We start from the raw sequence: 24,064 nt of genomic DNA on the forward strand, positions 1-24,064 counted from the left end.
AAATTCATTCATTTCATTGTAAATGATTTGTAGTATGTATGGCAAAAGAAACCATTTTTATTGAAAAACAGTAAGGAGCTGTTGATGATGAACAGAACCTTACTGTATTTTTTACAGCGACCGATATTTTTTTAAACTAATGATATTTAAGGTAATAAATACTACAGCGAAACAAGCAAGAATACTGAGATTAATTATAATATCATTGAAGGAATAACCTTTATACATAACCCCATTTAATGCGTCCGCTGCGTAGTAAAGTGGCATGATACGTCCAATATTTTGAAGCCATTCCGCCATACTATCAAGCGGAAAAATGCCTGAAAAGAATACTTGTGGAACAATAACAAGCGGAATAAATTGCATCATTTGGAATTCTGAAGCGGCAAAGCTTGAAAGCAGGGCACCTAAGGATAACGATACAAGGGCAATCATCATATTAATGAGTAAGACAAGCCAAATGGAGCCTACATGGACAATATCAAGCACATAGATGCCAAACAGTACGATAATAATTGTTTGTAGGAAGGCAAATAAACCATAACCGACCATATAGCCTGCTACAATTTCTGAGCGTTTGATAGGTGTTGCAAGTAAACGTTCCAATGTCCCAGATGTTCGTTCCTTTAACAAGGCAATCCCTGTAATTAAAAAGACAAAGAAAAATACGAAGAAGCCAATGAGCATGGGACTAAATATATCAAAAATGGCCGTATCCTTATCACCATAAACATAGTCTGTTTCTAAACTACCTATGGAGTCTTGAGAAGTCTGTAAAAGTTGAGCAAGCTGCATTGTTAAAGCTTTTGACTGGGAAGGATCATCATTTAATAAAGTTAACTTTAGTTCGTTTTGCTCTATTGCTAGCCATCCATCATACTCTTTGTCCTGTAGCTGTTTTTTCGAAAAATCATCGTCTTCAATAATTGTAAAATCTGTCTCTTTCAATTTGTCAATCAATGGTGTGGGACCATTAGAGACGACAAGTGTGACAGAAGCCTCGTTACTATTGAAAATAAAATACATTAATGACAAGACAAGAAGTGGGGCTAAAAATAATAAAGCAAGTGTCCGCTTATCTCGTTTCATTTGTTGTATGATTCTTGTGACGATAGCACCCATTCTCATTGTACGTCACCTCCAGCCTTTAAAAACACTTCATCAAAATCTTTTGCCTGATAAAAGGCTTTTAATGCCTGTGGTGTCCCTTGTGCAATAATATGCCCGCTTCTGAGCATAGCTAATTGATCGCATCTTTCCGCTTCATCCATCGCATGTGTCGTCACTAAAATCGTTTTATGTTCGTGTTCTTTTAAACGAATAAGTTCTTGCCAAATTTCCTTTTTTAAAACAGGATCAATGCCAACCGTTGGCTCATCTAAAATCAATACCTTAGGATTTTGAATAAGGGCAATGGCAAGGGACAGCCGACGTTTCATACCTCCAGAATAATTCATCACTTTAAGCTGTAAGTCATCGGTCAAACGAACAAGGCTTGCGGCATAGGCTACACGCTCCATTTGCTCCGCCTTCGATAATGAATAAAGCTTGGCAAAAAAATGTAGATTTTCTTCACCAGTTAAATCCGTATAAAGTGCATCTGACTGTGCCATATAGCCGATATCATTCAATAATTGCTTATGTGGAACAGCTAAATCTAATACTTCAATAGTGCCATTATCAGGCTTTAGCATGCCCATAATCATTTTAATTAGCGTTGTTTTTCCACAGCCTGACGGACCAAGTAAGCCCATCAATTGTCCCTTGGGAATATCTAAGGTAAGGGGGGCAATAACTTGCTTATGTTGAAATCTTTTTTCAAGGGTTTTAATAGAGATTGCATGGTTTCCCATATGGATCTCACTCCTTCACTGAACACTATGTTGATTTGATAAAAATTTTACGGTAGCATGTGAACAAATACAATCAACAGTTTGCCTGTAAGTGTTAAGTAACTGGAGGGAAGTTTGTGTCTGTACATGAAAAGATGAATTTTGAAACAAAGCAAGCCATTAAAAAGGTTTTTATCCAGCAAGTAGAGGAGGTCGGCTTTGAACGTGTGACCGTCAAAAATTTAGCGTTAGCGGCCCAAATCAATCGTGGAACGTTTTATTTACATTATACGGATAAATATGACGTAATGGAGGATTTGCAACAGGAGCTATTAATGGAATTAGAACGCTATGTCAAACATGTTCAACCAGTGGAAGCATTCCAAACATTAAAAATGGGTCAATTCTATCAACCCTTTATTAAAGTGATAACATGTATAAAAGAGCATGCAACAGCCTTTCGTATGTTATTAGGAGAGCAAGGAAGTCCTGCTTTTACACAAAAGATGAAAACTATCTTTGGCAATCATATTTTGGACAGATTATCAGTGATTCGTGAGGAAGTAAAGGATCCGGAATTTCAGCAATACTTACAAGCCTTTATCGCATCTGCCATTCTGGGTGTAATTCAGGAGTGGCTTGACAAAGGCAATGAAAATTTAACGGTAGAAGAAATGGTCGCCCTCCATTTTCGATTATTACGATTTTTAGGAAATGTAGTAGCCAATAGTTAACGGCACTGTAGCGGTTGGGGATGATAATTGTCAATCTCGTTTAACGAAAAAATGACTAGCTAAACTATCGCAAAGTACACCAATTAGAAAATGACTGCCAAGCATCCACCGGTAAGAGCAATCTAGTTGAATTTTATTTGAACCGAACAATGTATAGATTGCCCCCTATTATTAAGTGCTTCAATGTGATAAAAGATATTAAAAATTCCAGCACGATAGGCATAGCAAGTTTTAAAGCCTTACTGCTACAACAAAAGTAGACCGAAATTTTGCAACAATAGCCTTGTTATGTTTAGCTCATAAGAAAACAACATTTCGAAGATTGTCACCAAGGTAGTAATAGTAAGGAGTATAAATAGCTAGCGCATTATGCGCATATAAAAAAGAACATGACGATGAGCCTTTTAGCTAGTCTCACGCATGTTCTGCTGATAACCCTTTGTTCAAATTTATTTGTCATAATAATCGTTCAATGCCACTTCCAAGCGTTCTTCTAAATGCTGAGAAATATAGCTTAGCACAAATTGCTCCTTATCCATCTCAATTTGAGCTGACTTGAACATTTTAGTGAAAAAACTTACTTTATGCTTCTCTGAAAAAAGCCGTAATGCTTCCGTTCGCAAAGTAGATACAATCTCATTTTCTATATGACGCTCTCTAATCTTCTGCACAATATCCTTCACACTGTTTTCTTGTAGCTCTGAAATTTGCTGTTGGAGATGTTCATTTTCTTGTTTCAATTCTACTGTTTCTTTTTGAATTTCCTCTACTTGAAGAGCGGAGTCTGCGGATAATCGCTGAATATTTTGAGCAAGAAAATCCTGATTGATGTTTACTTGTAATGTTCCTTGCTCTTCATCTGGCAAAATTTGAAAGAGGCCAGTTTGGATCATCTGCTGTAGGACGTTTCCAAGCACATCAATTTTATGTGATAAATCATCAGAATCCATAGTCGTTGCGGTAATTTGATGTTTCAGCAACTGACCATTATCATCAATGCCTAGCAATAATTTTATCCCCCTCACACGATACTCATCCTTCAATAATAAAATCATTCTTAGCCTTACTATAGCAGGTAGGTTTAAACGAATATTACCATTCACGTTCGGCGATGTATTGTCAAAAATGTATTGTTCAAATGGTTTTAAATAGTAGCGAAGCATAGCGTCTGTAATATCAAACCAGCCCGCGACTTCTGCTATTGTATAGTGTTTGGATTCATCGATATCTGTTAAATAAGCATCCTGATAAAGATTCTCCTCTAAAGGCGTATGTTGTAGTGCAACAAACAATGGGTCATCTTGCACAATTCCAAGTACCATTTCTTTTGCATCATTTACTTTAAGCATCCTTTCACACCCCACTTTATTTTTCCCCATGACTAATTGTTCTCTATATAGGTTTCTATTCGTTTGGCAGCAATTGTATGCCTATTTTATGTAGGAAATAATCATTAGAACAATGTACCTTTTAATCTTTTATGACTCTTGAGGAAAATATTAGTCATAAATGGAGATACATTAAAATAGAGGGGGAGGGGATACTCATTTAATACGTACCACGTTTTGTACCCTGAAATCCAATAAATCATTTCAGTAAAAGTGATGATGTTCGATATGTAGTTGCTAAAGAAAATACAGTGTTTTAATTACTAAGCCATTAAGGTTAGGACCAAGCAAATTATGGATACAAAAATTCCTCTTCACCATTTAGGAAGCAATCACCGATTATTACTATGGGTAACTTTAAGTTCATTTGCATCTCATGAACAGGTATCTAAGTGAAATTGCTAATATTGGAAAATTTCATCAGCATTTCCTTTTAGTACATTTTCGCTGCTTTTGCATCTAATTCATGCATAAATTTATTGTTTTTATATTGTTCTAATCTTTTATAAGCGAAATCCCATTCAACATTGAATAGCTCTTGAATTAGTTGAATGGCTTTATCCTCGCTTTCCGGTAAGGTAATTTTATTCAACATAAATGTTGGTACACATGCTTGTACCATAAAATTATTAGCTTTCCACTCTTGATACTCAATCCACGAGTAGGGCATCTTTTCCTGACTGCCACTATGAAATAAAACATGACACAGTTCATGACAAAAATCTTGCCACAATTGTTTAGGGGACAGATTTTGATCTAAAAAAATATAAGCCTGATCACCTAAAAATAGGACTTGACTGGGATTATCCCAGAAATATACTAGAATGCCTAACTTGTAGGCTATTTCATTTACATCTAGTTGATGTGGTAACAAAATTTCTAATTTAGTATAAAGATTTTCTATAAAATCTTCGGTGTATGTAGTATATGACATAAAACCATCCCCAAATTCCTTGTAATGAAACGTATGTTCTTATTTGATTTATAATAAAAGCCCACTTCTAGGAAGAAGGGCTAAAAAATATTATTTCTTTTCATGTTTGATAATCTCCCAAATGTCTCGTAAACGGCGAACAGTTTCTTCATCTGACTTAGGAAGTTCTTTATAAAAGACCTGCAATTCTGGATCATTAGCAAATGCTTGGAAAGCAGCCTCATCTTTATCAAAAGGTTGTTTTTCATCTGTTTCACATAATATATACGCTACGCTTACATCGTATTTTTCTGCTAACTTTTGAAGGCTTCCTATGGAAATTTCATTGCGGCCTTGTTCATAATACCCGTATGCACTTTCAGAAATATTTAAGAATTTGGCAACATCTGCTTGTGTTAATTTAGCTTCTTTTCTTAACTCTTTAAGCCTTTGCGGTACGTTAGACATGATTACACCTCACTTAAATATGTAACCTAATTATACAACAATTTGTTGGGTTTGTAGTTAAATAAAAATAAAAAAACAACAAAAAATCTAGTTTTGGTTTGACAGACAACTTTTTGTTGGGTAATATAAAACCATAAAAAGTTGGGGGTGTGGTTTTGGAAACAACAAATCGTCGGTTAATACTTATTGATGCTAGAAAACAAAAAAATTGGTTGCAAAAAGATGTAGTGGAAAAACTTGATATTGAACTCGGTATCACTATTAGTGAAAGCTATTATGGAATGATTGAACAGGGAGTACGCACACCGTCCTTAGATGTAGCATTAGCAATTTCTGACCTATTTGAAATGGCACCATCAAAAATTTTTTTGAAAAATAAAACAACATTTTGTTGTGTTTGGTAAGAAACTAATCTGGAGGTTCTTATATGAATCGATTGCAAACTTTTAACTTTCATAATCAAAACGTTCGAATTGTTGAATTAAATAACGAGCCTTGGTTTGTAGCCGCGGATGTTTGTAGAGTATTAGCACTAACTAATCCTACTGTAGCAATTAACCGTTTAGAAAATGATGAACGGTCGAAGTTCAACTTAGGGCGTCAGGGTGAAACAAACATTGTCAATGAATCTGGACTTTATGAACTAATATTCGCAAGTCGTAAACCAACGGCAAGAGCATTTAAAAAATGGGTTAAATCAGAAGTTTTACCCTCAGTTAGAAAGGATGGTGGCTATATCACTACTATCGAAAACGATGATGATGCATCAATTATGGCTAAAGCTTTATTAATTGCCAGTAAAAAAATCAAAAATAACGAGAAAAATATGGTTGAGCAGCGATTGTTGATTGATTCACAAAAAACAAAAGTGTTATTTGCAGATGCAATACAAGCTAGTGAAACAAGCATTCTTATTGGAGAGTTCGCCAAAATCTTAAAGCAAAATGGTATAGATGTTGGACAAAAGCGTCTATTCAAATGGCTAAGAGAAAATGGCTATTTAATCAAGCGTAAAGGATCAGCTTACAATTCACCAACACAAAAATCAATGCAACTGGGTTTGTTCGAAATTAAAGAAACACCTATTCATCATAACAGTGGGGAAATCAGTATTAGTAAAACATCTAAAATCACTAGTAAAGGACAGGCTTACTTTATTAATAAGTTTTTGGGCAAGGTAGTGACAATATGATTAGTACAATAGTGAACGAATCGATGGTGATTCGAAATTTTTTCATCATGACTAAAGAAAGAATAGAAGGCAACTCAAATAACTTTACTAGAGTCACTCTTCATCCCAAAGTACGTTTTGTTGATTTAGCACAATTAAAAACAATTGTCCCCTTCGAACCTGATTTCAAATAACTTTTTAAACGATCCACTAGTTAGACAACATCAGTGTCAACCACATAGTAAAAAGAACACATTAGGGGGAGAGAAAATGGCTAAATACAGACATGTACACACAACTTTTTGGGATGACGGCTTTGTATTAGATCTTACACCAGAGGAGAAATATTTCTATCTGTATTTGATGACAAACAATAATACAACACAATGTGGTATTTACGAATTACCTTACAGAGTAATAGAAATGCATACAGGTTATAACCGTGAAACAGTAAAGAAACTATTACAAAGGTTCTTTGAATACGGAAAAATTACTTACAACGAATTAACGAAAGAAATCATGCTAATTAACTGGGCAAAATACAACTTTATAAATTCGCCTAAAGTTAAAAAATGTATCGAAAAAGAGCTGTTTGCAGTAAAACATACCCCATTTGTTAAGAGCTATGTTACCTCATTGGAACAGTTAGGATACAGTCTCGATACCGTATCAATACTGTTAGAAGTACAGGATGAGCAGAAAGAACTTAATCCTAGTAATGACAATGGTTCGATACCGTATCAATACCCTATCGATACACCTTCTAAAGTGTGTGGGGAAGAAAAACAAAAAGAAAAACAAAAAGAAAAACAAAAAGAAAAACAAAAACAAACAGCAGATAGTGAAATAGTCAGTCAGTCGACAGTCACTGAGGAACAATTAATTTTCTTAACTAAATTCTATGATGAAAACATTCAAAGAGCATCTAGTTATATTTGCGAGTGCATAGAACGCATGGCAAGTGAAAATAATCCAGCACTTGTTTATGAAGCCATGAAAATAACGGCACTACATCAACCAAACATACCAATGCAGTATACAGAACAAATTTTAGCAAACTGGAGAAAGTCTTTTATTAAGAATGTTGAGCAATTAAAGGCCAAGGAAGAAAGGGAGAAAAAAAATAGACAGCAATCTAGCCGATATTCTTATCAAAAGTCTAACAGTCGTACAGAGATAGTGCCAGAGTGGTTCGCCAATCGTAATGATAAAGACGAGTCATCAATTCCATCTGCTGAGTCTAATAACAACACGATAGATTTTGAAGCTGAAAGACAAAAGGTTTTAGAAATGCTTGGTAAATAGGAGTGTATGAGCAATGACTAAAAATCAGATTGCATGATCGTATGTTTTGGTGTTCAAGGATGAAAGAGCATTTAAAAAACAAAACGTATATTGAGGGTGTGCGTTTGACATTTATTTAGCACAATGTAAAAACATTTGTTATAACGGCCAGTGGTGGAATGCTAGAGCAGAGAGAATTGAAAAGATACATAGGAGGGCATAACTATGATAAAAGAGAAAATACAACTAAATCGTTACCAACTAGATAAGGCAATTAAAAAGTACAATGACAATATGTGCAAGTACATGAGAATGAAGGATGAACTAGATTCATTAACAGCTGTAGCATCTACAGCAAAGTATGGCTTTGAGGCAGCAATGCCAAAAGCTATTGGAAGAACAAGCGACCCAGTGCATGCTCATGTTCAAATGAGAGCTTTACGCGAGGAGCGCATGAACAAGATTAAAGATGAGCTACTATTAGTTCAAAATTTAGCTGACAAGGTAACTGGCGACCTTGAACAGGAAGTACTTTTCTGGTTACTAGAAGGCATGCCATTCCGCTGGATTGGTGCAAATCTTAATATGAGTCATACTAGCGTACAACGTGTGCGAGAAAGAGTTTTAGATATGATGCTGAAGTAACCAAAGGGTTACTTCTTTTTTGTGAACCTTTAAATATTTTACTAGGGGTTTTATTGGGCTAACAGAAATGAAGAGCTATTATTTTGTTATATACTTTTTTCATTTAGACGACAGTATAGTATCAGCTATTTTATTCTAGTATTCATTTAAGCGTGATTGATAATATTTCATTTTACTTGCCAAATGTTCCAAGTGTGACAAAAGTTCCAAACGTTCCAAACATATCATTTTAAGTAATAGATAATGTAAACTTGGAAGTAGGACGACGGGTTAAGGATTTCACCTTTTGGAATTTATAAAACAATAAATGACCAAGGCGACAGACCGTCGACCAATCAATGTCCCATAAACTTGTTTGAGGCATAAAAAGGAGTGGTTTTCAGTTGAAAAATTTGTAGGATAGAACTAAATGGGCAAGAGTAGCAGCTATAGCAATCCCATCACTCCAAGAAGCACAAAACGTATTCCAAGCAACCATTTGAAAAGGAGGCTATGTGGAATGGCTAATGTTCAAGTAAAAGTTAAAACGACGCTTTCCTATTCGGTATAAGGAAGGGCGTTTTTTAGTTGGAGATGAATAAAGGATTGACGGTTCAATGTTAGAACGATTTGATGAGCTGAAAAAACTACTTAATGAACTACCAAAACGTTTGAAAGTGAGTGATTCGATGTATTTAATTCTATATTCATATGTTTACTAACTAACTTGTTGAAGGAGGCTTTTGATGGAAATTTATGATATTCAAAACGCTTTATCTAGTAAGCTCCACGAAGCTTTCGGAGCGGAATATAAAAAATATATTGATGAATTACCGCAGGAGTTTAATACGCCTGCTTTTTTAATTCAATTTTTGAGCTTAGAGCATATCCGACAAATAGGTGGTCGATGGAAAGTAACAGCACATTTTAACGTGAAGTATTTCCCTAAAAATGGCATACCTGAGGCGTCTAATATGACTTTAAAGGTTCAACAAGCAATCAAAGAAATAACATTGTTAAATGGTTCACTACTGCTTGGTACCGGAGCAACTAGCGAAGTTATTGAAGGCATTGGTAATAATTTTATTCATTTTAATTTCTTCTTACAAGAAATTGAAGAGAAAGCTTTTATGGGGTCATTAGATCATAATATTAACAAAGAAGAGGTGGTTTCAGTTGGCGAAAGCAATTCAGAAGAAGGTTGAGTCGATGGAAAGCAAAAACGTTGAAAAGGTAATTAGTTCGAATTTACCGAAATTTACAAAAGAGCAACTTTCAAAAAGTCAAAAATATAAAGATCGCCGTGATGCACTCAATGCATTGTTAGAAAAAGAAAAAACTTATTCATTCGCTCAAGTGGATGAAATACTGAAGAAATTCGATAAGGGAGGTAATTAATATGGCGTTAGGTGGAGGAGTATTTTTATCACAAAACAAAGTATTACCAGGGAAATATCACAATTTTATTAGCGCTACTCGTGCATTTGTAAATCTAAGCAATCGCGGTTACGTTGGTTTGCCAATTGCACTTGACTGGGGCGTAGATGGCGAAGTATTTGCTGTAACACAAGAGGATTTACGAAAGAATTCTCGCAAAATTTTTGGTTATGAATATATGGACTCAAAAATGAAAGGTATCCGTGATGTATTTAAAAATGCTATCACGGTTTATTTTTACAAACTTGCTGTGGATGCAGAAGCGGCTACAAATGATTTTGCAACAGCTAAGTACAAAGGTGCACGAGGGAATGATATTACGATTGTCATTCAGGCAAATGTCGATGAGCCATCGAAATTCGATGTTAAAACATTGCTAGCTAATGTGTTAGTAGACGAACAAATGGCGGTAGCTACTGCTACAGAACTAATCGCTAATGATTTTGTTGTGTTTAAAACGAATGCAACTTTAGCTGTTACAGCTGGTACCGCATTAGCTGGAGGTTCCAATGGCTTAGCTATTACTGGTGGGGCACATCAAGAGGCACTAGATGCTTTAGAAGCATATGGTTTCAATACTCTTGGCTGCTTGTCTTCAGAAAGTTCAATTAAATCGTTATATATTGAGTATACAAAGCGTATTCGTGACCAAATCGGTGGTAAATTCCAACTTGTAGGTCATAAACTTGGCAGTACTAACCATGAAGGGATTATTGACGTACAAAACGATACTAATGGACCAGAAGAAGAAGTGTTTGGTGCAGTATATTGGGTATCTGGTGCTCAGGCTGGAGTAGCTGTCAATAAGTCAAATACTAATAAAAAATACGAAGGTGAATTTACAGTTGATATGTCTGAAACAAAGACACAGTCACAACTCACAACGTTATTAAAGGCTGGCAAATATTTATTACATCGTGTTGGGGATGAAATTCGTGTACTTGAAGATGTGAATACCTTTACATCGTTTTCAGATGAGAAAAACGAGGACTTCAGTTTGAATCAAGTCATTCGTGTGCTTGATCAGCTTGCAATTGATACAGCTCAATTGTTTAACACTCATTATTTAGGTCAGGTGCCAAATGATCAAGATGGTCGAATTTCTTTATGGAATGACATTGGTAGTCTTCGAATGGAAATGCAACGTATTAGAGCTATTCAAAATTACAACAAAGATGAACTAACCGTGGCACAAGGTAATTCAAAGAAAGCTGTTGTCGTAAATGAAGTCGTGATTCCTACGGTTGCGATGTCACAACTTTACATCACGACAACAGTAGCATAAGGGGAGGGCAAACAGATGAAATCAAACAAAACATTAATTCCAATGAATCTACAGTATTTTGCGGATGCTACTATGCATGCTCGCAATGCCATTCATGGCGCTCAAGGCCGAGCATACGTGACGGTTGAAGGCAGTCGTTACTTATTTGCTCAATTAATTAATTTAGAAGCCCGTATGGATAAAACTAAAACGCAAGTTCCTATTATGGGGCGTGTAGCTAAGGGTAACAAAGCTACTGGCGCGGAGTATACAGGCAGCGCTACATTCCACTTTAATACTTCAATATTCCGTAAGTTATTAAAGCGTTACAAAGACACTGGGGAGGATATTTATTTTGATATCCAAGTGACTAACGAAGATGGCTCAGCGTCGGTAGGCCGTCAAACAACCATTCTAATTGATTGTAATATGGATGGAGGGATCATCGCTGCATTAGATGCAGATGCGGAGTACTTAGAAGACTCTATAGATTTCACTTTCGAGGATTGGGATATGCCAGAAGAATTTACAACTTTACAAGAAATGCTATAAGACGAGAGCTCATTATATATGGGCTCTTTTAAATATAAATAAAAAGGATATGGTGATTAATTATGTCAAACTTAACTGCATTTTTTGCACACAATAAAAAGCAAAATGAAAACATTAAGCATGCTATTTCAAAGAAATTCGTGGATGAACATGGCGATCCAATTGAATGGGAGTTCGCGCCAATTTCGCCAGAACGGGACGAGGAATTAAAATCTGAATCTACTAAGCGTTCTATGATCATGCAAGGAAAGCGTAAGGGGCAGTATAATACTGATTTTGATCATTTTAAATACCAACGTTTATTAACTGTAGAATCAATTGTATATCCTAATTTAAACGATAAAGAGCTACAGGATTCTTATGGTGTAATGGGGGCAGATGCTTTACTTGGAAAGATGCTGACAATCGGTGAGATTGCAGATGCCTCAGCGGTAGCACAGGAAGTCAATGGGTATCAAGCTGAGCTAGAAGATATGGTTGAAGAAATAAAAAACTAATAGACGACGGTGATGGTGAGGCTAATATAATGCACTGGTGGGTGCACAAAATGCGTCGCCTTCCGTCTGAATATGTGTCACTATCCTTGGCAGATAAAGCTTGTATTATAGCGTCTCTAAGGATCAAAATCGAAGAAGATAAGAAGCAAGAACGAGAGGCAAAACGAGGGTCTAGAAAAGGTAGAAAGCGTTAGGAAGTAGCTTGTTAACCTAAATGGCTATCGTTAAGCTAGCTGTTTTATATGTTTCTTTAAAAGATATGATATAAAAAAGGGACATTTATTTATTTGAATTCTGTCTGTTTTCAATTAAAAGGGTGGAAAGTTACTTTGGAGTCTTGTGAATTTAACCATGCAGGATAATGTAGTTGGAAACAACAGAAAATATATAAATTTACTAAGAAATAGAGAAAGTTAAAGTACAAATTATTAAACAATAGCCATAAAAAGCATCCTTTGAGTAGGATGCTTTTTTAATAAAGAGGTGAGAGTTCATGGCTACAATCCGTACGGCAATTCAAATTGAAGATCGTTTAAGTAAACCAATTAAAGTCATGCATAAAATGGTTTCCAGGATGGTCAATCAGTTGGAAGCTATGCATGCTGCTTCTAGGCAAATGATAGATACCTCTAGTGTTCAACTAGCTCAGAAAGAATTAGCTAGAGCTGCTGAGCAATTTAATAGAGTTGAAAAGGAAATTCGTAATGCTGATCATGCTCAACAAAGTTTTAGCAACAACATTAGGGATGGTACTACAGCAGTTGGTGGATTATTAACTAAAATCAAGGAGATAGCAGGGAAATATTTAGATTTTCAAGTAGTTGGGAGAGTACTCTTGTCCAATGAAAATAACACCACATCTGGGTTAAATGTAATCAACAATGGTTTACAAACAACCGAGCAACCTTTAACACAAGCAATGGGAAGTGGAAACCTTCAAGGCCAGGATTTAAATAACGTATTTCAGTCTACGTCAAATGGTATCCAAAATACTACGAATTACCTTAATGCTTTCATTGAGAAATTACGAGAAATAGCAAGTAGTGGTGAAATTTCTATGGCCAAGATAAGGAATGCTGTACTTGGTTTGGCTTTTGAGGGAATATTTGATGGGATTGTAAAAAGCGATCTTTTTAAGGAGCTCGTGCAAAATGCAGCTATTGCTATGGAGAAATTATCTTCAATTGCCTCGAGTACATTGAATTTTTTTATACCCGATGGAAGTTTAAAGGATAGTTGGTCGTTTATAGTTCCTATAATAAGTACTGTTGCAGCGGCAATGTTGGTATACGAGTCCGCTTTACTACTAGTTAAAGCAGCCGAAATAGCGAGTACGATTTGGACTGGTTTAAGAACGCTTGCAATTGGACTATTAACAGCAACTACATGGACGAGTGTGTCTGCAACATCAGCCGCAACGGCCGCAGCATGGGGCTTAAATGCAGCGATAGCAGCCAATCCAATATTTATTTTAGTAATAGCCATTGTAATTCTTATTGGTCTTTTCTATTTAGCGGTAGCCGCTTTCAATTATTTTGCTGGGACCTCGGTTAGTGCTACAGGAATAATAGCTGGGGCTTTCATGGTGTTAGGATCATGGATTTATAATAGAGTAGCCTATATGTGGAATTTGTGGGCCTCTTTTGTGGAATTCTTTGTAAATGTATGGAAAAATCCGATGTATTCGGTCAAGAAATTATTTTATAATCTAGCAACCAATATGTTAGATTTAATTATTTCAATGATTAGTGGATGGGATGGATTTGCTACAAGCTTTGTTAATGCTATTGTTGACGCAGTTAACTTTGCGATACGAGCTTGGAATTGGTTTGTGAAGCTATTACCAGAGAATATTTCATCTTCTGTAGGTTTAAAAGTGGGCACAGAGTATAGTCACCGAGAGTCCATTACAAGTGATCTAAAAGGTCTTAGAGGAGTTTTGGATAACTGGATTGGCGAAGCTCCTGATGATTATTGGGAAGCGCCGAAAATGGAATTTAAGGATCTTGGTAAGTCTTGGGATAAAGGCTACAATTGGGGAGCCAATCTATTTAAATCGGGTGAAGAAAAAAACGACAGTAATAAAGAAGATAAGATGAAAAATGACATTAATAATGCGCTAGCGTTAGGTGACAAACTCGATAAAGGTAATGAGCTAGGTAAGAAAACAGCAGACAATACCGAAAAAGCAACTGAGGGTATTAAAATAATGAATGAGGATTTAAAGTATCTCCGTGATATAGCTGAACGTGAAGCGATTAATCGTTATACAACGGCAGAAATCAAAGTAGATATGAAAAATGAAAACCGTATCAACAGTGAATTAGATATTGATGGCATTATTGATAGATTTGGTCAACGTGTTGAAGAAGTTTCAGGAATGCTAGCAGAAGGAGGTTCAATTAAAGATGTATAATTTTTTTCTAGATGGTTTACAGTTTCCTATTGCGCCTTCTGAACTAGCTCTAAAGATTAATGGTAGAAACGAAACTATGGTGTTAATGAATGAAGGAGAAGTAAATGTAATAAAGAGAACAGGGCTAACGGATATTGAGTTTGAGGTACTACTCCCAAACGTCAAATATCCATTTGCTGTTTATCCGAACGGTTTCCAACCAGCCACATTTTACCTAAAGAAATTAAAAGATTTGATGCTAGGTGAAAAGCCATTTCGATTCATTGTGAATCGTATGTTGCCTAACGGTAATCTCCTTTTTGACACCGATATGACCGTGTCACTTGAGAATTATGAGATATCGGAATCAGCCGAAGAAGGCTTCGATGTCAGTGTGAAAATTAAATTAAAACAATATCAAAATTATGGGAATAAAAAGATTATCTTGAAAACCTCTACAAAAGCCAAAAATGCAACAGGTACTACAAAGACAGCATCGAAAGCTGTAGTAGAGCAAAAAAGGCCAACTACAGGCAAAGAAACCCCTAAAACACATACGGTTAAATCAGGTGAAACATTGTGGGCCATTGCTAAGAAGTACTTAGGTGATGGCTCTAAATACACTGAGTTAGCAAAAATTAATAATATTAGTAATCCAAACATGATTAAAGCAGGGCAGGTGATAAAGCTTGGCTAAATCACAATTGTATATATCGAGTAAAGGGCAACTTTATGAATGTGCTGTTGAAGATGGGATTCAGTGGGAAACGAATCGCAAAGGTACTCCAGGAAAGCTAACGTTCAACGTACTTAAAGATGATGTGCTCAACTTCCACGAGGGTGATGCAGTCCGTTTCGAATATGACGGACACAAGGTTTTCTATGGTTTTGTTTTTATCAAAAAACGTTCAAATAACAGAATCATTACGGTTACTTGTTACGATCAGCTCCGCTACTTTAAAAATAAAGATACGTATAGGTATGAGAATAAAACAGCTGCTCAAGTACTTCAAATGATTGCAAAGGACTTTAAATTAAAGACAGGCACTATAGACAATACAAAATACGTTATTCCTTCTATGGTTGAGGATAATCAAGAACTGTTCACTGTCATGGATAATGCCTTGGCTGAAACGACTCTTAATACTCAAAGGCTATTTGTGCTCTATGATGACTTTGGAGCTTTGAATTTACGTGAAGCTAAGACACTTCAAACAGATTTACTGATAGATGAAGAATCAGGTGAATCATTTGAGTACACCTCATCCATTGATGAAAACACGTACAATAAAATCAAGTTAGAACGTGAGAATAAAGAGACTGGTGAACGTGATACTTACATTGTCCAAGACGATAGCAGGATAACTGAGTGGGGTGTACTTCAGTTAACAGATAAGTTCGAGGAAGGTGAAAACGGCAAAGCTAAAGCTGCAAGCATGCTCAAGTTCTATAACCGTAAATCACGAAAATTACACATTAATAAGGTGTTTGGTAATCCAATTGTGCGTGGAGGAAGTCAGGTAGCAGTGCTGTTGTATGTTGGTGACGTATCAGTAGCCAATTTCATGATGGTAGAAAGTGTTAAGCATACCTTCAAGGAATCTAATCATCGTATGGATTTAACGTTGATTGGCGGTGATTTCATTGCGTAGTATGGAGGATATTTTAAAAGAAATTCAGAAACTTGTTCTGGGCGTTCTCAATGCACAGAAGCTTGCTACGGTTATTTACGGCAATGTAATAAGTGTAGGTCCTTTAGAGGTTCAAATCGATCAAAAATTGACTTTAAAAGAAAAACAATTGAAGCTCACCCGTGCTGTTATGGATTATGAAGTAGAGATGAGTGTGAATGGTGGAGCAAAGCAGAAAGCTAAAGTCTTTAACGGCTTAATAACAGGTGACAAAGTGACGATGATTCGCGTGCATGGTGGTCAACAATATTTAATTATAGATAAAGAGGTGATTTGATGATTCCACAGGTCATAAATGATGGACTGGCATTCGATTTTGAGGAAGAAATTGAACCTTCTAATACTTTTAAAATAAATAACGAATTAGATCGCTGTTATGGCACCGTTGATGAACTAGAGGCCTTGAAACAAGCGATTTTTTTAATGCTCAATATCGAACGATACAATCATTTAATTTACAGCTGGAACACAGGCTTTGAAACTAATGATTTAATTGGGCAACCAACTGTCTATGTTGTTAGCGAAGTAAAACGACGCATCCAAGAGGCCTTACTACAGGATGATCGCATTACAGAAGTGGATACTTTTGAAGTAACAACAAATAAAAATAAAGTGCATATTCAATACACAGCACATACCATATTTGGTGAAATCACATCAGAGAAAGAGGTGGATTATTGATGGCAGTAGCCTTTGATTTAAATACTTCCTATGAGGATTTATTAGTTCAGAAACTATCCAATGTACCAACGCAGGATAAACGAGAGACATCGTTGATTTATCAGGCAACAGCAGCCAATACAGCTGAGACAGCTCAAATACTTTTTACATTGCTAAACTACGAAAACCAAATGTTCGCAGATACGGCCTCACGAGAAAATTTAGTAAGGCGTGCAGCTGAACGAGGGCTTAGTCCAACCCCTGCAACGAAAGCTATTCGAAAAGGAGTTTTCAATATTGATGTTCCGTTAGGCGCACGATTTTCACAGGAAGAATACAACTACGTAGCCCTTGAAAAAATTGAAAAAGGTGTTTTTAAGATGGAGTGTGAGACAGAGGGTGAAGTTGGGAATTTCGAGACAGGACAGCTTATACCGATTGATTACATTGCAGGTCTTGAGACGGCACAGTTAACGGACTTGTTGATTCCAGGAGAGAACGAAGAAGATACAGAGGCTTTTAGGGCACGTTACTTCAATAGCTTTGAAAGTATTTCGTTTGGTGGGAATCGCGCTGATTACAAAGAGCGAGTTGGAAACATACCTGGGGTTGGAGGTGCACGCATCTATCGAGCGAAGTATGGAGGCGGCACTGTTGGTGTTACAATCATTGATTCTACTTTTTCGAAGCCATCCACTGAATTAGTGGGGTTAGTACAACATCTAATGGATCCGTTAGATGCGCAAGGTGATGGAGTCGGGCTTGCTCCTATTGATCATATCGTTACTATCTCGGCTGTCAATGAAGCGAGAGTGAATATAGGTACAACAATAACGCTTCAATCTGGATGGTCTTTTGAAGATGTAGAGAATGCTATCCAAGAAGAAATCGATGGATACTTTGAGGAGCTTGCGGAATTTTGGGCATCTGCAGTTACTAAACAAGAAGATGAAACAGGGTTGATTATCCGAATAAGTCAAATTGAAACACGTATTCTTGGTATTAATGGAGTCATCGACATAGCCAACACAACATTAAATGGCAAGGCAAGCAACCTTGAACTTGATAGAGAAGCTATACCGAAAAGGGGGACTATAAGTGGCTAGAAAAGTGGATGTTTTAAGCTATTTTCCCCCTATCCTCCATGAAATCAAGGAACTTCAAAAGATTGCATCACTTGAAAATCCATCACTAGAGCGTATATGGGAACTGACTGAATCATTGTTAGGTAATCAATTTATCTTAACCCTAGATGAACGCGGTGCCGATCGTTATGAGAGAATGCTTGGTTTAGTTACTGGTGAATCCGAAACACTCGAAACACGTCGTTTCCGTATTTTATCAAGATATCAAGAACAAGCGCCCTATAGTTTTCCAGTTCTGAAACAGCTACTTGATAGCTTGCTAGGAGAGGGAAAATACGAGCTTACTCGCAGTACATCTGAAAAGTGGGTACGTGTAAAGCTAGAGTTAACGGTGTCTCGTGAATTTGAAATTGTCGAGGTATTACTTGAGCGAGTAACGCCTCAAAACATGTTGGTCTATGTGGAAATCAGATACATCCAACATAGTGCACTGGCGCGCTTTACACATGCTCAACTGGCTGCCTATACACATAAACAACTGAGAGAGGAAGTGTTATCGTAATGTCTACTGACACTGCTAATTATGGTTTTACAAAGGATAATGAAGATGATTTTTATAATGTAAATGTTGTTAACGCCAATCTTGATAAGATCGATACAGAAATGAAACGTATTGAAGATGAATCAAAGAGCTTTAACGAACAAGTAACTGATAACACTAATGCTATTGCCAACGCAAATACGAAGCTCGATACCCATATTGTCGATTATGTGAAGCATCCAGGCTACGGGGTGACTACTTTTAGTAGCCCAACCTATTCGGTCACATTGTCCCCCGCACCGACTCAATATGTTGACGGTATGGGGATAGTTTTGAGACTCAATGCCGATCAAATAGCGGGTAATGCGGCAATCAATGTTAACAATCTAGGTGCGAAAAACATCATAAGTTCGAAAGGTTTTTCTGTTAAAAACCTAAAGAAAGATGCAATTTACAGCTTTCGCTATAGCGCAGCGAAGGGGGCTTTTATCTTACAGGGTGAAGGGGGGGAGTATGGGAATGCTACAGAGAATGACGTAGCGACAGGTAAAACATTCGGGACAGACGAAGGGCTAAAGACAGGTGCGGCTACTATAAGCAAGTTGCCGCCATTCATGCCTAATAAGCAGAAGGTTTATACATCGGGTGAATTAAGATCGTGGAACCACTTAAGCTCACCTGTTTATGCCCGTGATGGACTCTTTGCTATTTCAGCAACTAACACACCCGATAACGTATATGCTGTTAAGGTTTTTAGGCTATATAATGGCGGTTATTCCTCAATCCTAGACTCTAGCGTATACCCATTCTTAAACGCTACGGTGTTCCGCGATAGTTGGCACTACGACAATGCCGCGTGGACGTTGTATAGTGGTTCACTGTCAACAGGCATTAGCATATGGCAAATCACATCAACAGCTATGAATCACGCAGGTACTGTAACCGCGGCAAAGGCTTGCGGTAGTTCGGTTTCGGGTATTATGTATGACGGCTTCTTATACACAATAGAGCGCCAAGCTGGAATCACATACCTGCATAAAATGAACGCACCTCTCGCGGGGAACCCAGGCGGTCTTGTGCAGTCATTCAGCGTGCCGTTAGATGCGTATACTAGCACTATTAACGTATCTTATACATGGCGTGTGCAATTAATAGACGGCTATGTAATGTTCACGCGGACAGACTACGGAGAGGTTAGAATATATGATCTGAAACTCACACTAGTTAAAACGATTACTGCTAACTATGGCACAGGTCAAGACGCTATATTAATAGACGCTAATATCATGGGATTGCTTTCGTCGACGATAGTGTACGATAGAAATAATGGAGTATTAGGTTTTAAAAACACAGGATTACAGCCATATTACGCTAACATACACACATATCCATACAACTGGATAACATCAAATGGCTAGGAGGAAAACACATGGACAACATCTATTTAAAAATCACTAATAATTTAGAGGAAGTCGTAGGCAATGCTACTACATATACGTATGGTGGCATCGACATGAGTAAATCAGTCGGCAGTTTTATTGACGACAAGAAAACGCCAAAGGTCGGGTATGTGATCTATAACGGCACACGCGAGTCCTTAGAGGGCACAAGTACAATTGAAATCACAAAAGAAGAATATCAAACAGCGTATGATGCTTATAGTGCTGTCATTGGTGAGGAACAGTCTCAAGGTGGGCCCCTCCAAGAACGCATTATAGAGCTTGAGCGTCAAAATGCAGAATTGAGAGTATCACAAGCAGATCAAGATGAATTAATCATGACAGCGTTACTAGGAGGAAACTAATATGTCGAGTGCTGTATACAATCTATTCTTACGTAATTGGTGTAATTGCAGAGCAACAGAAGAACAAATTGATTTAGCAGTTACAAAGGAGTTATTAACCGAAGAAGAGGCTATCAAAATTAAAGCCACTGAACAAAATAACGAAAACAAGTAAACGCAGCATAAGCTAGCGTTATTTTTTATGCTATGAGAGCAATCGAGATGGGCAAACGGTACATTGTACTGAACCTCGATGCTTCTCATGGCTTTTTTTTACACTAAAAAAGGCAAAGGACGTAGATAAATGGAACAATCAATTAAATTTTTACTTAGCACAGTAGGTGGAGTAGTATCGTGGTTCGTAGGTGGATGGGGTTTATTGATGACAGCATTGTTAATATTGAATGTAATTGATTTTTTATCAGGCATGGCAGCAAATTGGGGGACGATTAATAGTAAGAGGGGTTATCAAGGCATCATCAAAAAAGGCATGATGTGGGTTTGGATCGTGGTAGCCAATCTAATTTATTTAGTGCTACAAGATCAAGGGTTTTCAATTGGACAGATTATTCCTGATGCAGTTGTATTATTGTTCATTTTGAACGAGCTTGTTAGCTTAGGAGAAAATTCAGCCAAGCTTGGGGTGGACATGCCTGCACCAGTTAAGAAAGCTTTAGAAATCTTCAATACGAAGGAGGAGAAGACAAAATGAGTACAAGTGTAACAACATGTCGTGATTTAAGGGAATTAACAGTAGCTGCACAAACAGCCTGTCGATTACTCTTTCAGGAGTGTTGTAAAGCAGGTATTGATTTTATATTCGTCACAGAAACATATCGCAGCCAAGCTCGCCAAAATTATCTATATGAACAAGGAAGAACAAGACCAGGGCAAGTAGTTACCTGGACGCGTAATAGTAATCATACATCACGTAGAGCATGGGATATTGCTGTAGCACCGCCACGAAATCTATATGATATTTCTACTCTATTGAAGGTGGGGACAATAGCTAAAAAGCTAGGTATCACTTGGGGAGGCTCTTGGCCAGCAGGGCAATACGATGCACCTCATTTTGAAATTCCTACAACATGGCAAATGCCTAATGGCTATAAATTAGAAGGACAAGTAGTAGTGCCAACGAGTAGCGCTGGAAAGGTTCAGCTTATTGTAGAGGATACACTAAAACAAAAGGAGGAAGATTTAATGCGATTTACAAACGAGACAACTAAAGCCGCAGTACGTGACTACATTAAACAAGCAGTAGATAAAAAGCTTATTGAAAAGTCACATCTAGAAAAATTTGATGCCGGTACATTGACTGACGGTGATTTTGCAGGAATAAAAATCATTATTTCACAACGTAGTAACTAAAGTATAAAAGACCAAGATAGCTTAATTGCTTTCTTGGCCATATAACTAGTTTTTATATCTGCTATACTTGTTCCCCCTCTTACTATTAGATATTTCATAGTAGAATTTCTTGTAGTAATCATAGAGTGTTGTTTTCTTCTAAGATAATTGTTTTTTATCATACGTATCCTAGTATCGTACATAATTTTAATTAAACTATTTTTTATATCTCCCTCAGAATTAGAGGAGTTATTTGAAAGTCACCAAAATAAATTAAAAGCTACAGGACTTTTCATTGTGGAATTCATATTTGAAAAGCCGATTTTACTTAAAAACACTATGTACTATAGTAATATGAAGCTATCTTTTTCAAGTCAGATGCTGGGAAATTAGCTAAATCAATCTTGTCCATATCCGTCTTTTTAATGACCGTGGTCATTGCAGACCCAGTAGTAGGATTACCATAATCATCTTTGAAGTGATCTTGCCAATTGATGTGGATATTACCCATATCCTCTACATCCTTTAAAATTTTAAGTAATTTAACTGTATTTTGTTGAGCATCATTTAGCTTTTTCTTTTTTGTTATGGAATTATCAATCATCAGCTTTAAATAATAGGTATTTCCCATGCTTTCAACCCTAATATCTCGATCGCGACCATCAGTTGTAGTAGTTCCAAATAAATCAGCAGCTATCTTGGCAATACGTTCCTCTAGAGGGATATTTGTATCATTTGCAGCTTTCATATCAATAACGATGACATCATTTTTCTTCTTTAATTCCTTTTCAGAAGTTTTCTGATCGTCACCAATCATTGTAGTTCCAATAGCACCAATTACAATGAATGTGATGATTAAAATAAACCACCATTTTTTATAAAAAGGTTTATTCATAAATGTTGTCTCCTTACATAATTCGTTATTCTATTAAATTATATCAATAATGGAAGGTGTTGTCAGCTGTCACTCCATATAGATATTTGTCAAAAATTACGCATCTCAAAGAATGAGTGATTTTTTTATATGAACCTACAAATATTTCATACAAAGATGTAACCATTATGGAATTGATATCAACCAAATATTGTAAAACCTTAAGAAAAAGTTAAGAATTCTCCTTGCAAATCTTTAAGAAATGCTCTTTATAGTTAGAACCATCAACAATGAAAGCAAAGCGAGGAGAAAACGACATGCAGCTCATTACCTTCCTAACTGAATTTATCAAACATCCGAAAACAATTGGAGCAATATCACCTAGCTCCAAAAAGTTGGCTCATAAAATGGTACAACCCATTTGTTTTGAAACGGCTCAATGCATTGTCGAGCTTGGACCAGGGATGGGTTCCTTTACTACAGAGCTTGTGAAAAGAAAGCAGCCAGCTACATTGCTTATTCTCATTGAACATAATGCGATTTTTTGTGAAAAGCTACGTCATCAATTTGCACATGAAGCCAATGTTGTGGTAGTCAATGGCTCAGCAGAAAACTTAAGGCAGTTTATGGACGAACTCCATATAGAAAAAATTGATTATGTCATTTCTGGGCTGCCATTTACCTCTTTAAAGTCTGATGTATCATGTTGTATTTTAAGCAATGTGAAGGATTGTTTACGCAATGGAAAATTTATAACATTCCAATATTCACTTGTGAAAAAAGCATTCTTTCAATCATATTTTGAGGATATTTCTCATGAAAAAGTATGGATGAATATGCCGCCAGCATATGTACTAAGCTGTAAACTTGGTCATACGAGGGCTAGTTAATGGAGCTACAGGATCTTTTAGGATTCATTGAACAATATGGCTATTTTGCTTTGTTTTTTAGTTTATGGTTAGGCATTATAGGGATGCCGCTACCAGATGAGATGATTGTGATGAGTGGTGGCTTTTTATCTTCGTTAGAAAAAATGGTCGTATGGAAATCCTTTTTACTGACCTATCTAGGTGTTATTTCGGGGCTTTCACTAGGGTATTTCCTTGGTAAAATCTTTGGACATCGAGTGCTCGACAAACTTATCAAAAAGAACAAGGCAAAATACCTTGTAAAATCAAAGGAATTACTAAATAAATATGGTCGCTTTGCATTAGTTCTGAGCTATTTTATTCCGATTGTTCGACATATCTTGCCGTACTTGGTGGGGATGAATAATATGCCCTTTAAAACGTATGCCTTGTTTTCCTATACAACAGGCTTTGTTTGGACATTGATGTATTTTACACTTGGTTTATTATTTGGCAGTCAAATGGAAGTTATTTCGATGCTGGCTACTAAATATGGTATTTATTTTGGAATTATCAGCGTAATCATCAGCAGTTTTTATTATTTTTATATACGAAAATTAAAAAAATAGTTAAAATGAGGAAACGTTATAATGGACAAATATTTGATTATTGG

General features: G+C 36.6%; 30 protein-coding genes. 24 read left to right on the forward strand and 6 right to left on the reverse strand.

All coding sequences use genetic code 11. The annotated features are described in order from the left end of the window. Positions 1 to 111: 111 nt before the first annotated feature. A complete protein-coding gene (locus NST76_RS06140) occupies positions 112 to 1,128 on the reverse strand; it encodes an ABC transporter permease (RefSeq protein ID WP_036127675.1) in 1,017 nt (338 codons plus the stop codon). Then, a complete protein-coding gene (locus NST76_RS06145) occupies positions 1,125 to 1,853 on the reverse strand; it encodes an ABC transporter ATP-binding protein (RefSeq protein WP_036127672.1) in 729 nt (242 codons plus the stop codon). The genes NST76_RS06140 and NST76_RS06145 overlap by 4 nt, the downstream gene beginning before the upstream one ends. Before the next feature lie 116 nt (positions 1,854 to 1,969). Between NST76_RS06145 and NST76_RS06150 the strand changes: the two genes are divergently transcribed. Further along, positions 1,970 to 2,566: a TetR/AcrR family transcriptional regulator C-terminal domain-containing protein gene (locus tag NST76_RS06150; protein WP_036127669.1), complete on the forward strand. Its 597-nt coding sequence runs from the start codon at positions 1,970 to 1,972 to the stop codon at positions 2,564 to 2,566. Between the two features lie 449 nt (positions 2,567 to 3,015). Here NST76_RS06150 and NST76_RS06155 read toward each other — a convergent pair whose 3' ends face one another. The 3 genes from NST76_RS06155 to NST76_RS06165 form a co-directional block, all read right to left on the reverse strand. Continuing rightward, complete coding sequence (locus NST76_RS06155; protein ID WP_036127666.1) at positions 3,016 to 3,915, reverse strand: hypothetical protein; 900 nt, start codon at positions 3,913 to 3,915, stop codon at positions 3,016 to 3,018. Between the two features lie 472 nt (positions 3,916 to 4,387). After that, positions 4,388 to 4,888: an ImmA/IrrE family metallo-endopeptidase gene (locus tag NST76_RS06160; protein WP_036127663.1), complete on the reverse strand. Its 501-nt coding sequence runs from the start codon at positions 4,886 to 4,888 to the stop codon at positions 4,388 to 4,390. Positions 4,889 to 4,978: 90 nt separating this feature from the next. After that, the gene (locus tag NST76_RS06165) at positions 4,979 to 5,335 is read right to left on the reverse strand and encodes a helix-turn-helix transcriptional regulator (protein ID WP_036127660.1); all 357 of its coding nucleotides are present in this window, start codon (positions 5,333 to 5,335) and stop codon (positions 4,979 to 4,981) included. Between the two features lie 155 nt (positions 5,336 to 5,490). Between NST76_RS06165 and NST76_RS06170 the strand changes: the two genes are divergently transcribed. The 21 genes from NST76_RS06170 to NST76_RS06270 all read left to right on the forward strand — a co-directional run bounded on the left by NST76_RS06170 (position 5,491) and on the right by NST76_RS06270 (position 21,690). Then, positions 5,491 to 5,739 carry a helix-turn-helix transcriptional regulator gene (locus tag NST76_RS06170; protein ID WP_101966368.1) on the forward strand — a complete coding sequence of 83 codons (249 nt, stop codon included), beginning with the start codon at positions 5,491 to 5,493 and terminating at the stop codon, positions 5,737 to 5,739. Positions 5,740 to 5,762: 23 nt separating this feature from the next. After that, a complete protein-coding gene (locus NST76_RS06175) occupies positions 5,763 to 6,527 on the forward strand; it encodes a phage antirepressor (protein WP_036127657.1) in 765 nt (254 codons plus the stop codon). A 249-nt stretch (positions 6,528 to 6,776) separates the two neighbouring features. Beyond that, on the forward strand, positions 6,777 to 7,811 hold the full coding sequence (locus NST76_RS06180; protein WP_340810135.1) for a DnaD domain protein: 1,035 nt from the start codon (positions 6,777 to 6,779) through the stop codon (positions 7,809 to 7,811). 204 nt (positions 7,812 to 8,015) lie between these two features. Next, positions 8,016 to 8,435 carry a hypothetical protein gene (locus NST76_RS06185; protein ID WP_231744966.1) on the forward strand — a complete coding sequence of 140 codons (420 nt, stop codon included), beginning with the start codon at positions 8,016 to 8,018 and terminating at the stop codon, positions 8,433 to 8,435. Positions 8,436 to 9,160: 725 nt separating this feature from the next. Continuing rightward, positions 9,161 to 9,619 (forward strand): DUF6838 family protein, encoded by a 459-nt coding sequence (locus NST76_RS06190; RefSeq protein ID WP_141905587.1) that lies wholly within the window; start codon positions 9,161 to 9,163, stop codon positions 9,617 to 9,619. After that, positions 9,591 to 9,812, forward strand: coding sequence for a hypothetical protein (locus tag NST76_RS06195; RefSeq protein ID WP_080717164.1), 222 nt, complete (start codon positions 9,591 to 9,593; stop codon positions 9,810 to 9,812). The genes NST76_RS06190 and NST76_RS06195 overlap by 29 nt, the downstream gene beginning before the upstream one ends. A 1-nt stretch (position 9,813) precedes the next feature. After that, positions 9,814 to 11,136: a phage tail sheath family protein gene (locus tag NST76_RS06200; RefSeq protein ID WP_036127649.1), complete on the forward strand. Its 1,323-nt coding sequence runs from the start codon at positions 9,814 to 9,816 to the stop codon at positions 11,134 to 11,136. 15 nt (positions 11,137 to 11,151) lie between these two features. Next, on the forward strand, positions 11,152 to 11,667 hold the full coding sequence (locus tag NST76_RS06205) for a phage tail tube protein (RefSeq protein ID WP_080717163.1): 516 nt from the start codon (positions 11,152 to 11,154) through the stop codon (positions 11,665 to 11,667). A gap of 62 nt (positions 11,668 to 11,729) precedes the next feature. Then, entirely contained in the window at positions 11,730 to 12,164 is a 435-nt protein-coding gene (locus NST76_RS06210) for a hypothetical protein (protein WP_036127646.1), read from the forward strand. Between the two features lie 493 nt (positions 12,165 to 12,657). Next, positions 12,658 to 14,580, forward strand: a complete 1,923-nt coding sequence (locus tag NST76_RS06215) for a phage tail tape measure protein (RefSeq protein ID WP_342544745.1) — start codon at positions 12,658 to 12,660, stop codon at positions 14,578 to 14,580. Beyond that, complete coding sequence (locus NST76_RS06220) at positions 14,573 to 15,256, forward strand: LysM domain-containing protein (RefSeq protein WP_101966365.1); 684 nt, start codon at positions 14,573 to 14,575, stop codon at positions 15,254 to 15,256. Before NST76_RS06215 ends, NST76_RS06220 begins: the two co-directional genes overlap by 8 nt. Continuing rightward, the gene (locus NST76_RS06225; protein ID WP_342544746.1) at positions 15,249 to 16,211 is read left to right on the forward strand and encodes a hydrolase; all 963 of its coding nucleotides are present in this window, start codon (positions 15,249 to 15,251) and stop codon (positions 16,209 to 16,211) included. Before NST76_RS06220 ends, NST76_RS06225 begins: the two co-directional genes overlap by 8 nt. A 1-nt stretch (position 16,212) precedes the next feature. Further along, a complete protein-coding gene (locus NST76_RS06230) occupies positions 16,213 to 16,527 on the forward strand; it encodes a DUF2577 domain-containing protein (protein WP_036127387.1) in 315 nt (104 codons plus the stop codon). Then, positions 16,527 to 16,931, forward strand: coding sequence for a DUF2634 domain-containing protein (locus NST76_RS06235; RefSeq protein ID WP_342544748.1), 405 nt, complete (start codon positions 16,527 to 16,529; stop codon positions 16,929 to 16,931). Before NST76_RS06230 ends, NST76_RS06235 begins: the two co-directional genes overlap by 1 nt. Continuing rightward, positions 16,931 to 18,016: a baseplate J/gp47 family protein gene (locus NST76_RS06240; protein ID WP_342544749.1), complete on the forward strand. Its 1,086-nt coding sequence runs from the start codon at positions 16,931 to 16,933 to the stop codon at positions 18,014 to 18,016. Before NST76_RS06235 ends, NST76_RS06240 begins: the two co-directional genes overlap by 1 nt. Then, positions 18,009 to 18,557 carry a putative phage tail protein gene (locus tag NST76_RS06245; RefSeq protein ID WP_036127374.1) on the forward strand — a complete coding sequence of 183 codons (549 nt, stop codon included), beginning with the start codon at positions 18,009 to 18,011 and terminating at the stop codon, positions 18,555 to 18,557. Before NST76_RS06240 ends, NST76_RS06245 begins: the two co-directional genes overlap by 8 nt. After that, on the forward strand, positions 18,557 to 19,954 hold the full coding sequence (locus NST76_RS06250) for a hypothetical protein (protein WP_342544751.1): 1,398 nt from the start codon (positions 18,557 to 18,559) through the stop codon (positions 19,952 to 19,954). The genes NST76_RS06245 and NST76_RS06250 overlap by 1 nt, the downstream gene beginning before the upstream one ends. Before the next feature lie 11 nt (positions 19,955 to 19,965). Beyond that, entirely contained in the window at positions 19,966 to 20,340 is a 375-nt protein-coding gene (locus NST76_RS06255) for a hypothetical protein (RefSeq protein WP_036125443.1), read from the forward strand. A 1-nt stretch (position 20,341) separates the two neighbouring features. Next, entirely contained in the window at positions 20,342 to 20,494 is a 153-nt protein-coding gene (locus tag NST76_RS06260) for a hypothetical protein (protein ID WP_155273203.1), read from the forward strand. 129 nt (positions 20,495 to 20,623) lie between these two features. After that, a complete protein-coding gene (locus NST76_RS06265) occupies positions 20,624 to 21,031 on the forward strand; it encodes a phage holin family protein (RefSeq protein ID WP_058843309.1) in 408 nt (135 codons plus the stop codon). After that, positions 21,028 to 21,690: a M15 family metallopeptidase gene (locus NST76_RS06270; RefSeq protein WP_101966361.1), complete on the forward strand. Its 663-nt coding sequence runs from the start codon at positions 21,028 to 21,030 to the stop codon at positions 21,688 to 21,690. Before NST76_RS06265 ends, NST76_RS06270 begins: the two co-directional genes overlap by 4 nt. Positions 21,691 to 22,006: 316 nt before the next feature. Here the strand turns inward: NST76_RS06270 and NST76_RS06275 are convergent, their stop codons facing one another. Further along, positions 22,007 to 22,564: a hypothetical protein gene (locus NST76_RS06275; RefSeq protein ID WP_036127293.1), complete on the reverse strand. Its 558-nt coding sequence runs from the start codon at positions 22,562 to 22,564 to the stop codon at positions 22,007 to 22,009. A 296-nt stretch (positions 22,565 to 22,860) separates the two neighbouring features. Between NST76_RS06275 and NST76_RS06280 the strand changes: the two genes are divergently transcribed. Then, the gene (locus NST76_RS06280) at positions 22,861 to 23,433 is read left to right on the forward strand and encodes an rRNA adenine N-6-methyltransferase family protein (RefSeq protein WP_036127285.1); all 573 of its coding nucleotides are present in this window, start codon (positions 22,861 to 22,863) and stop codon (positions 23,431 to 23,433) included. Beyond that, the gene (locus NST76_RS06285) at positions 23,433 to 24,020 is read left to right on the forward strand and encodes a DedA family protein (RefSeq protein WP_101966360.1); all 588 of its coding nucleotides are present in this window, start codon (positions 23,433 to 23,435) and stop codon (positions 24,018 to 24,020) included. Before NST76_RS06280 ends, NST76_RS06285 begins: the two co-directional genes overlap by 1 nt. The last annotated feature ends 44 nt before the right edge of the window (positions 24,021 to 24,064 follow it).

This window comes from Lysinibacillus sp. FSL W7-1291 (assembly GCF_038593415.1).
GTDB lineage: Bacteria > Bacillota > Bacilli > Bacillales_A > Planococcaceae > Lysinibacillus > Lysinibacillus fusiformis_D.

Excerpts from the sequence above, each read along its gene's own strand:
- NST76_RS06235 (WP_342544748.1), top strand. The coding sequence starts at position 16,527 with ATGATTCCACAGGTCATAAATGATGGACTGGCATTCGATTTTGAGGAA.
- NST76_RS06260 (WP_155273203.1), top strand. The coding sequence starts at position 20,342 with ATGTCGAGTGCTGTATACAATCTATTCTTACGTAATTGGTGTAATTGC.
- NST76_RS06210 (WP_036127646.1), top strand. The coding sequence starts at position 11,730 with ATGTCAAACTTAACTGCATTTTTTGCACACAATAAAAAGCAAAATGAA.
- NST76_RS06255 (WP_036125443.1), top strand. The coding sequence starts at position 19,966 with ATGGACAACATCTATTTAAAAATCACTAATAATTTAGAGGAAGTCGTA.
- NST76_RS06145 (WP_036127672.1), bottom strand. The coding sequence starts at position 1,853 with ATGGGAAACCATGCAATCTCTATTAAAACCCTTGAAAAAAGATTTCAA.
- NST76_RS06275 (WP_036127293.1), bottom strand. The coding sequence starts at position 22,564 with ATGAATAAACCTTTTTATAAAAAATGGTGGTTTATTTTAATCATCACA.
- NST76_RS06215 (WP_342544745.1), top strand. The coding sequence starts at position 12,658 with ATGGCTACAATCCGTACGGCAATTCAAATTGAAGATCGTTTAAGTAAA.
- NST76_RS06270 (WP_101966361.1), top strand. The coding sequence starts at position 21,028 with ATGAGTACAAGTGTAACAACATGTCGTGATTTAAGGGAATTAACAGTA.
- NST76_RS06190 (WP_141905587.1), top strand. The coding sequence starts at position 9,161 with ATGGAAATTTATGATATTCAAAACGCTTTATCTAGTAAGCTCCACGAA.
- NST76_RS06265 (WP_058843309.1), top strand. The coding sequence starts at position 20,624 with ATGGAACAATCAATTAAATTTTTACTTAGCACAGTAGGTGGAGTAGTA.
- NST76_RS06240 (WP_342544749.1), top strand. The coding sequence starts at position 16,931 with ATGGCAGTAGCCTTTGATTTAAATACTTCCTATGAGGATTTATTAGTT.
- NST76_RS06165 (WP_036127660.1), bottom strand. The coding sequence starts at position 5,335 with ATGTCTAACGTACCGCAAAGGCTTAAAGAGTTAAGAAAAGAAGCTAAA.
- NST76_RS06230 (WP_036127387.1), top strand. The coding sequence starts at position 16,213 with ATGGAGGATATTTTAAAAGAAATTCAGAAACTTGTTCTGGGCGTTCTC.
- NST76_RS06155 (WP_036127666.1), bottom strand. The coding sequence starts at position 3,915 with ATGCTTAAAGTAAATGATGCAAAAGAAATGGTACTTGGAATTGTGCAA.
- NST76_RS06250 (WP_342544751.1), top strand. The coding sequence starts at position 18,557 with ATGTCTACTGACACTGCTAATTATGGTTTTACAAAGGATAATGAAGAT.
- NST76_RS06205 (WP_080717163.1), top strand. The coding sequence starts at position 11,152 with ATGAAATCAAACAAAACATTAATTCCAATGAATCTACAGTATTTTGCG.
- NST76_RS06280 (WP_036127285.1), top strand. The coding sequence starts at position 22,861 with ATGCAGCTCATTACCTTCCTAACTGAATTTATCAAACATCCGAAAACA.
- NST76_RS06285 (WP_101966360.1), top strand. The coding sequence starts at position 23,433 with ATGGAGCTACAGGATCTTTTAGGATTCATTGAACAATATGGCTATTTT.
- NST76_RS06140 (WP_036127675.1), bottom strand. The coding sequence starts at position 1,128 with ATGAGAATGGGTGCTATCGTCACAAGAATCATACAACAAATGAAACGA.
- NST76_RS06180 (WP_340810135.1), top strand. The coding sequence starts at position 6,777 with ATGGCTAAATACAGACATGTACACACAACTTTTTGGGATGACGGCTTT.
- NST76_RS06175 (WP_036127657.1), top strand. The coding sequence starts at position 5,763 with ATGAATCGATTGCAAACTTTTAACTTTCATAATCAAAACGTTCGAATT.
- NST76_RS06200 (WP_036127649.1), top strand. The coding sequence starts at position 9,814 with ATGGCGTTAGGTGGAGGAGTATTTTTATCACAAAACAAAGTATTACCA.
- NST76_RS06160 (WP_036127663.1), bottom strand. The coding sequence starts at position 4,888 with ATGTCATATACTACATACACCGAAGATTTTATAGAAAATCTTTATACT.
- NST76_RS06185 (WP_231744966.1), top strand. The coding sequence starts at position 8,016 with ATGATAAAAGAGAAAATACAACTAAATCGTTACCAACTAGATAAGGCA.
- NST76_RS06220 (WP_101966365.1), top strand. The coding sequence starts at position 14,573 with ATGTATAATTTTTTTCTAGATGGTTTACAGTTTCCTATTGCGCCTTCT.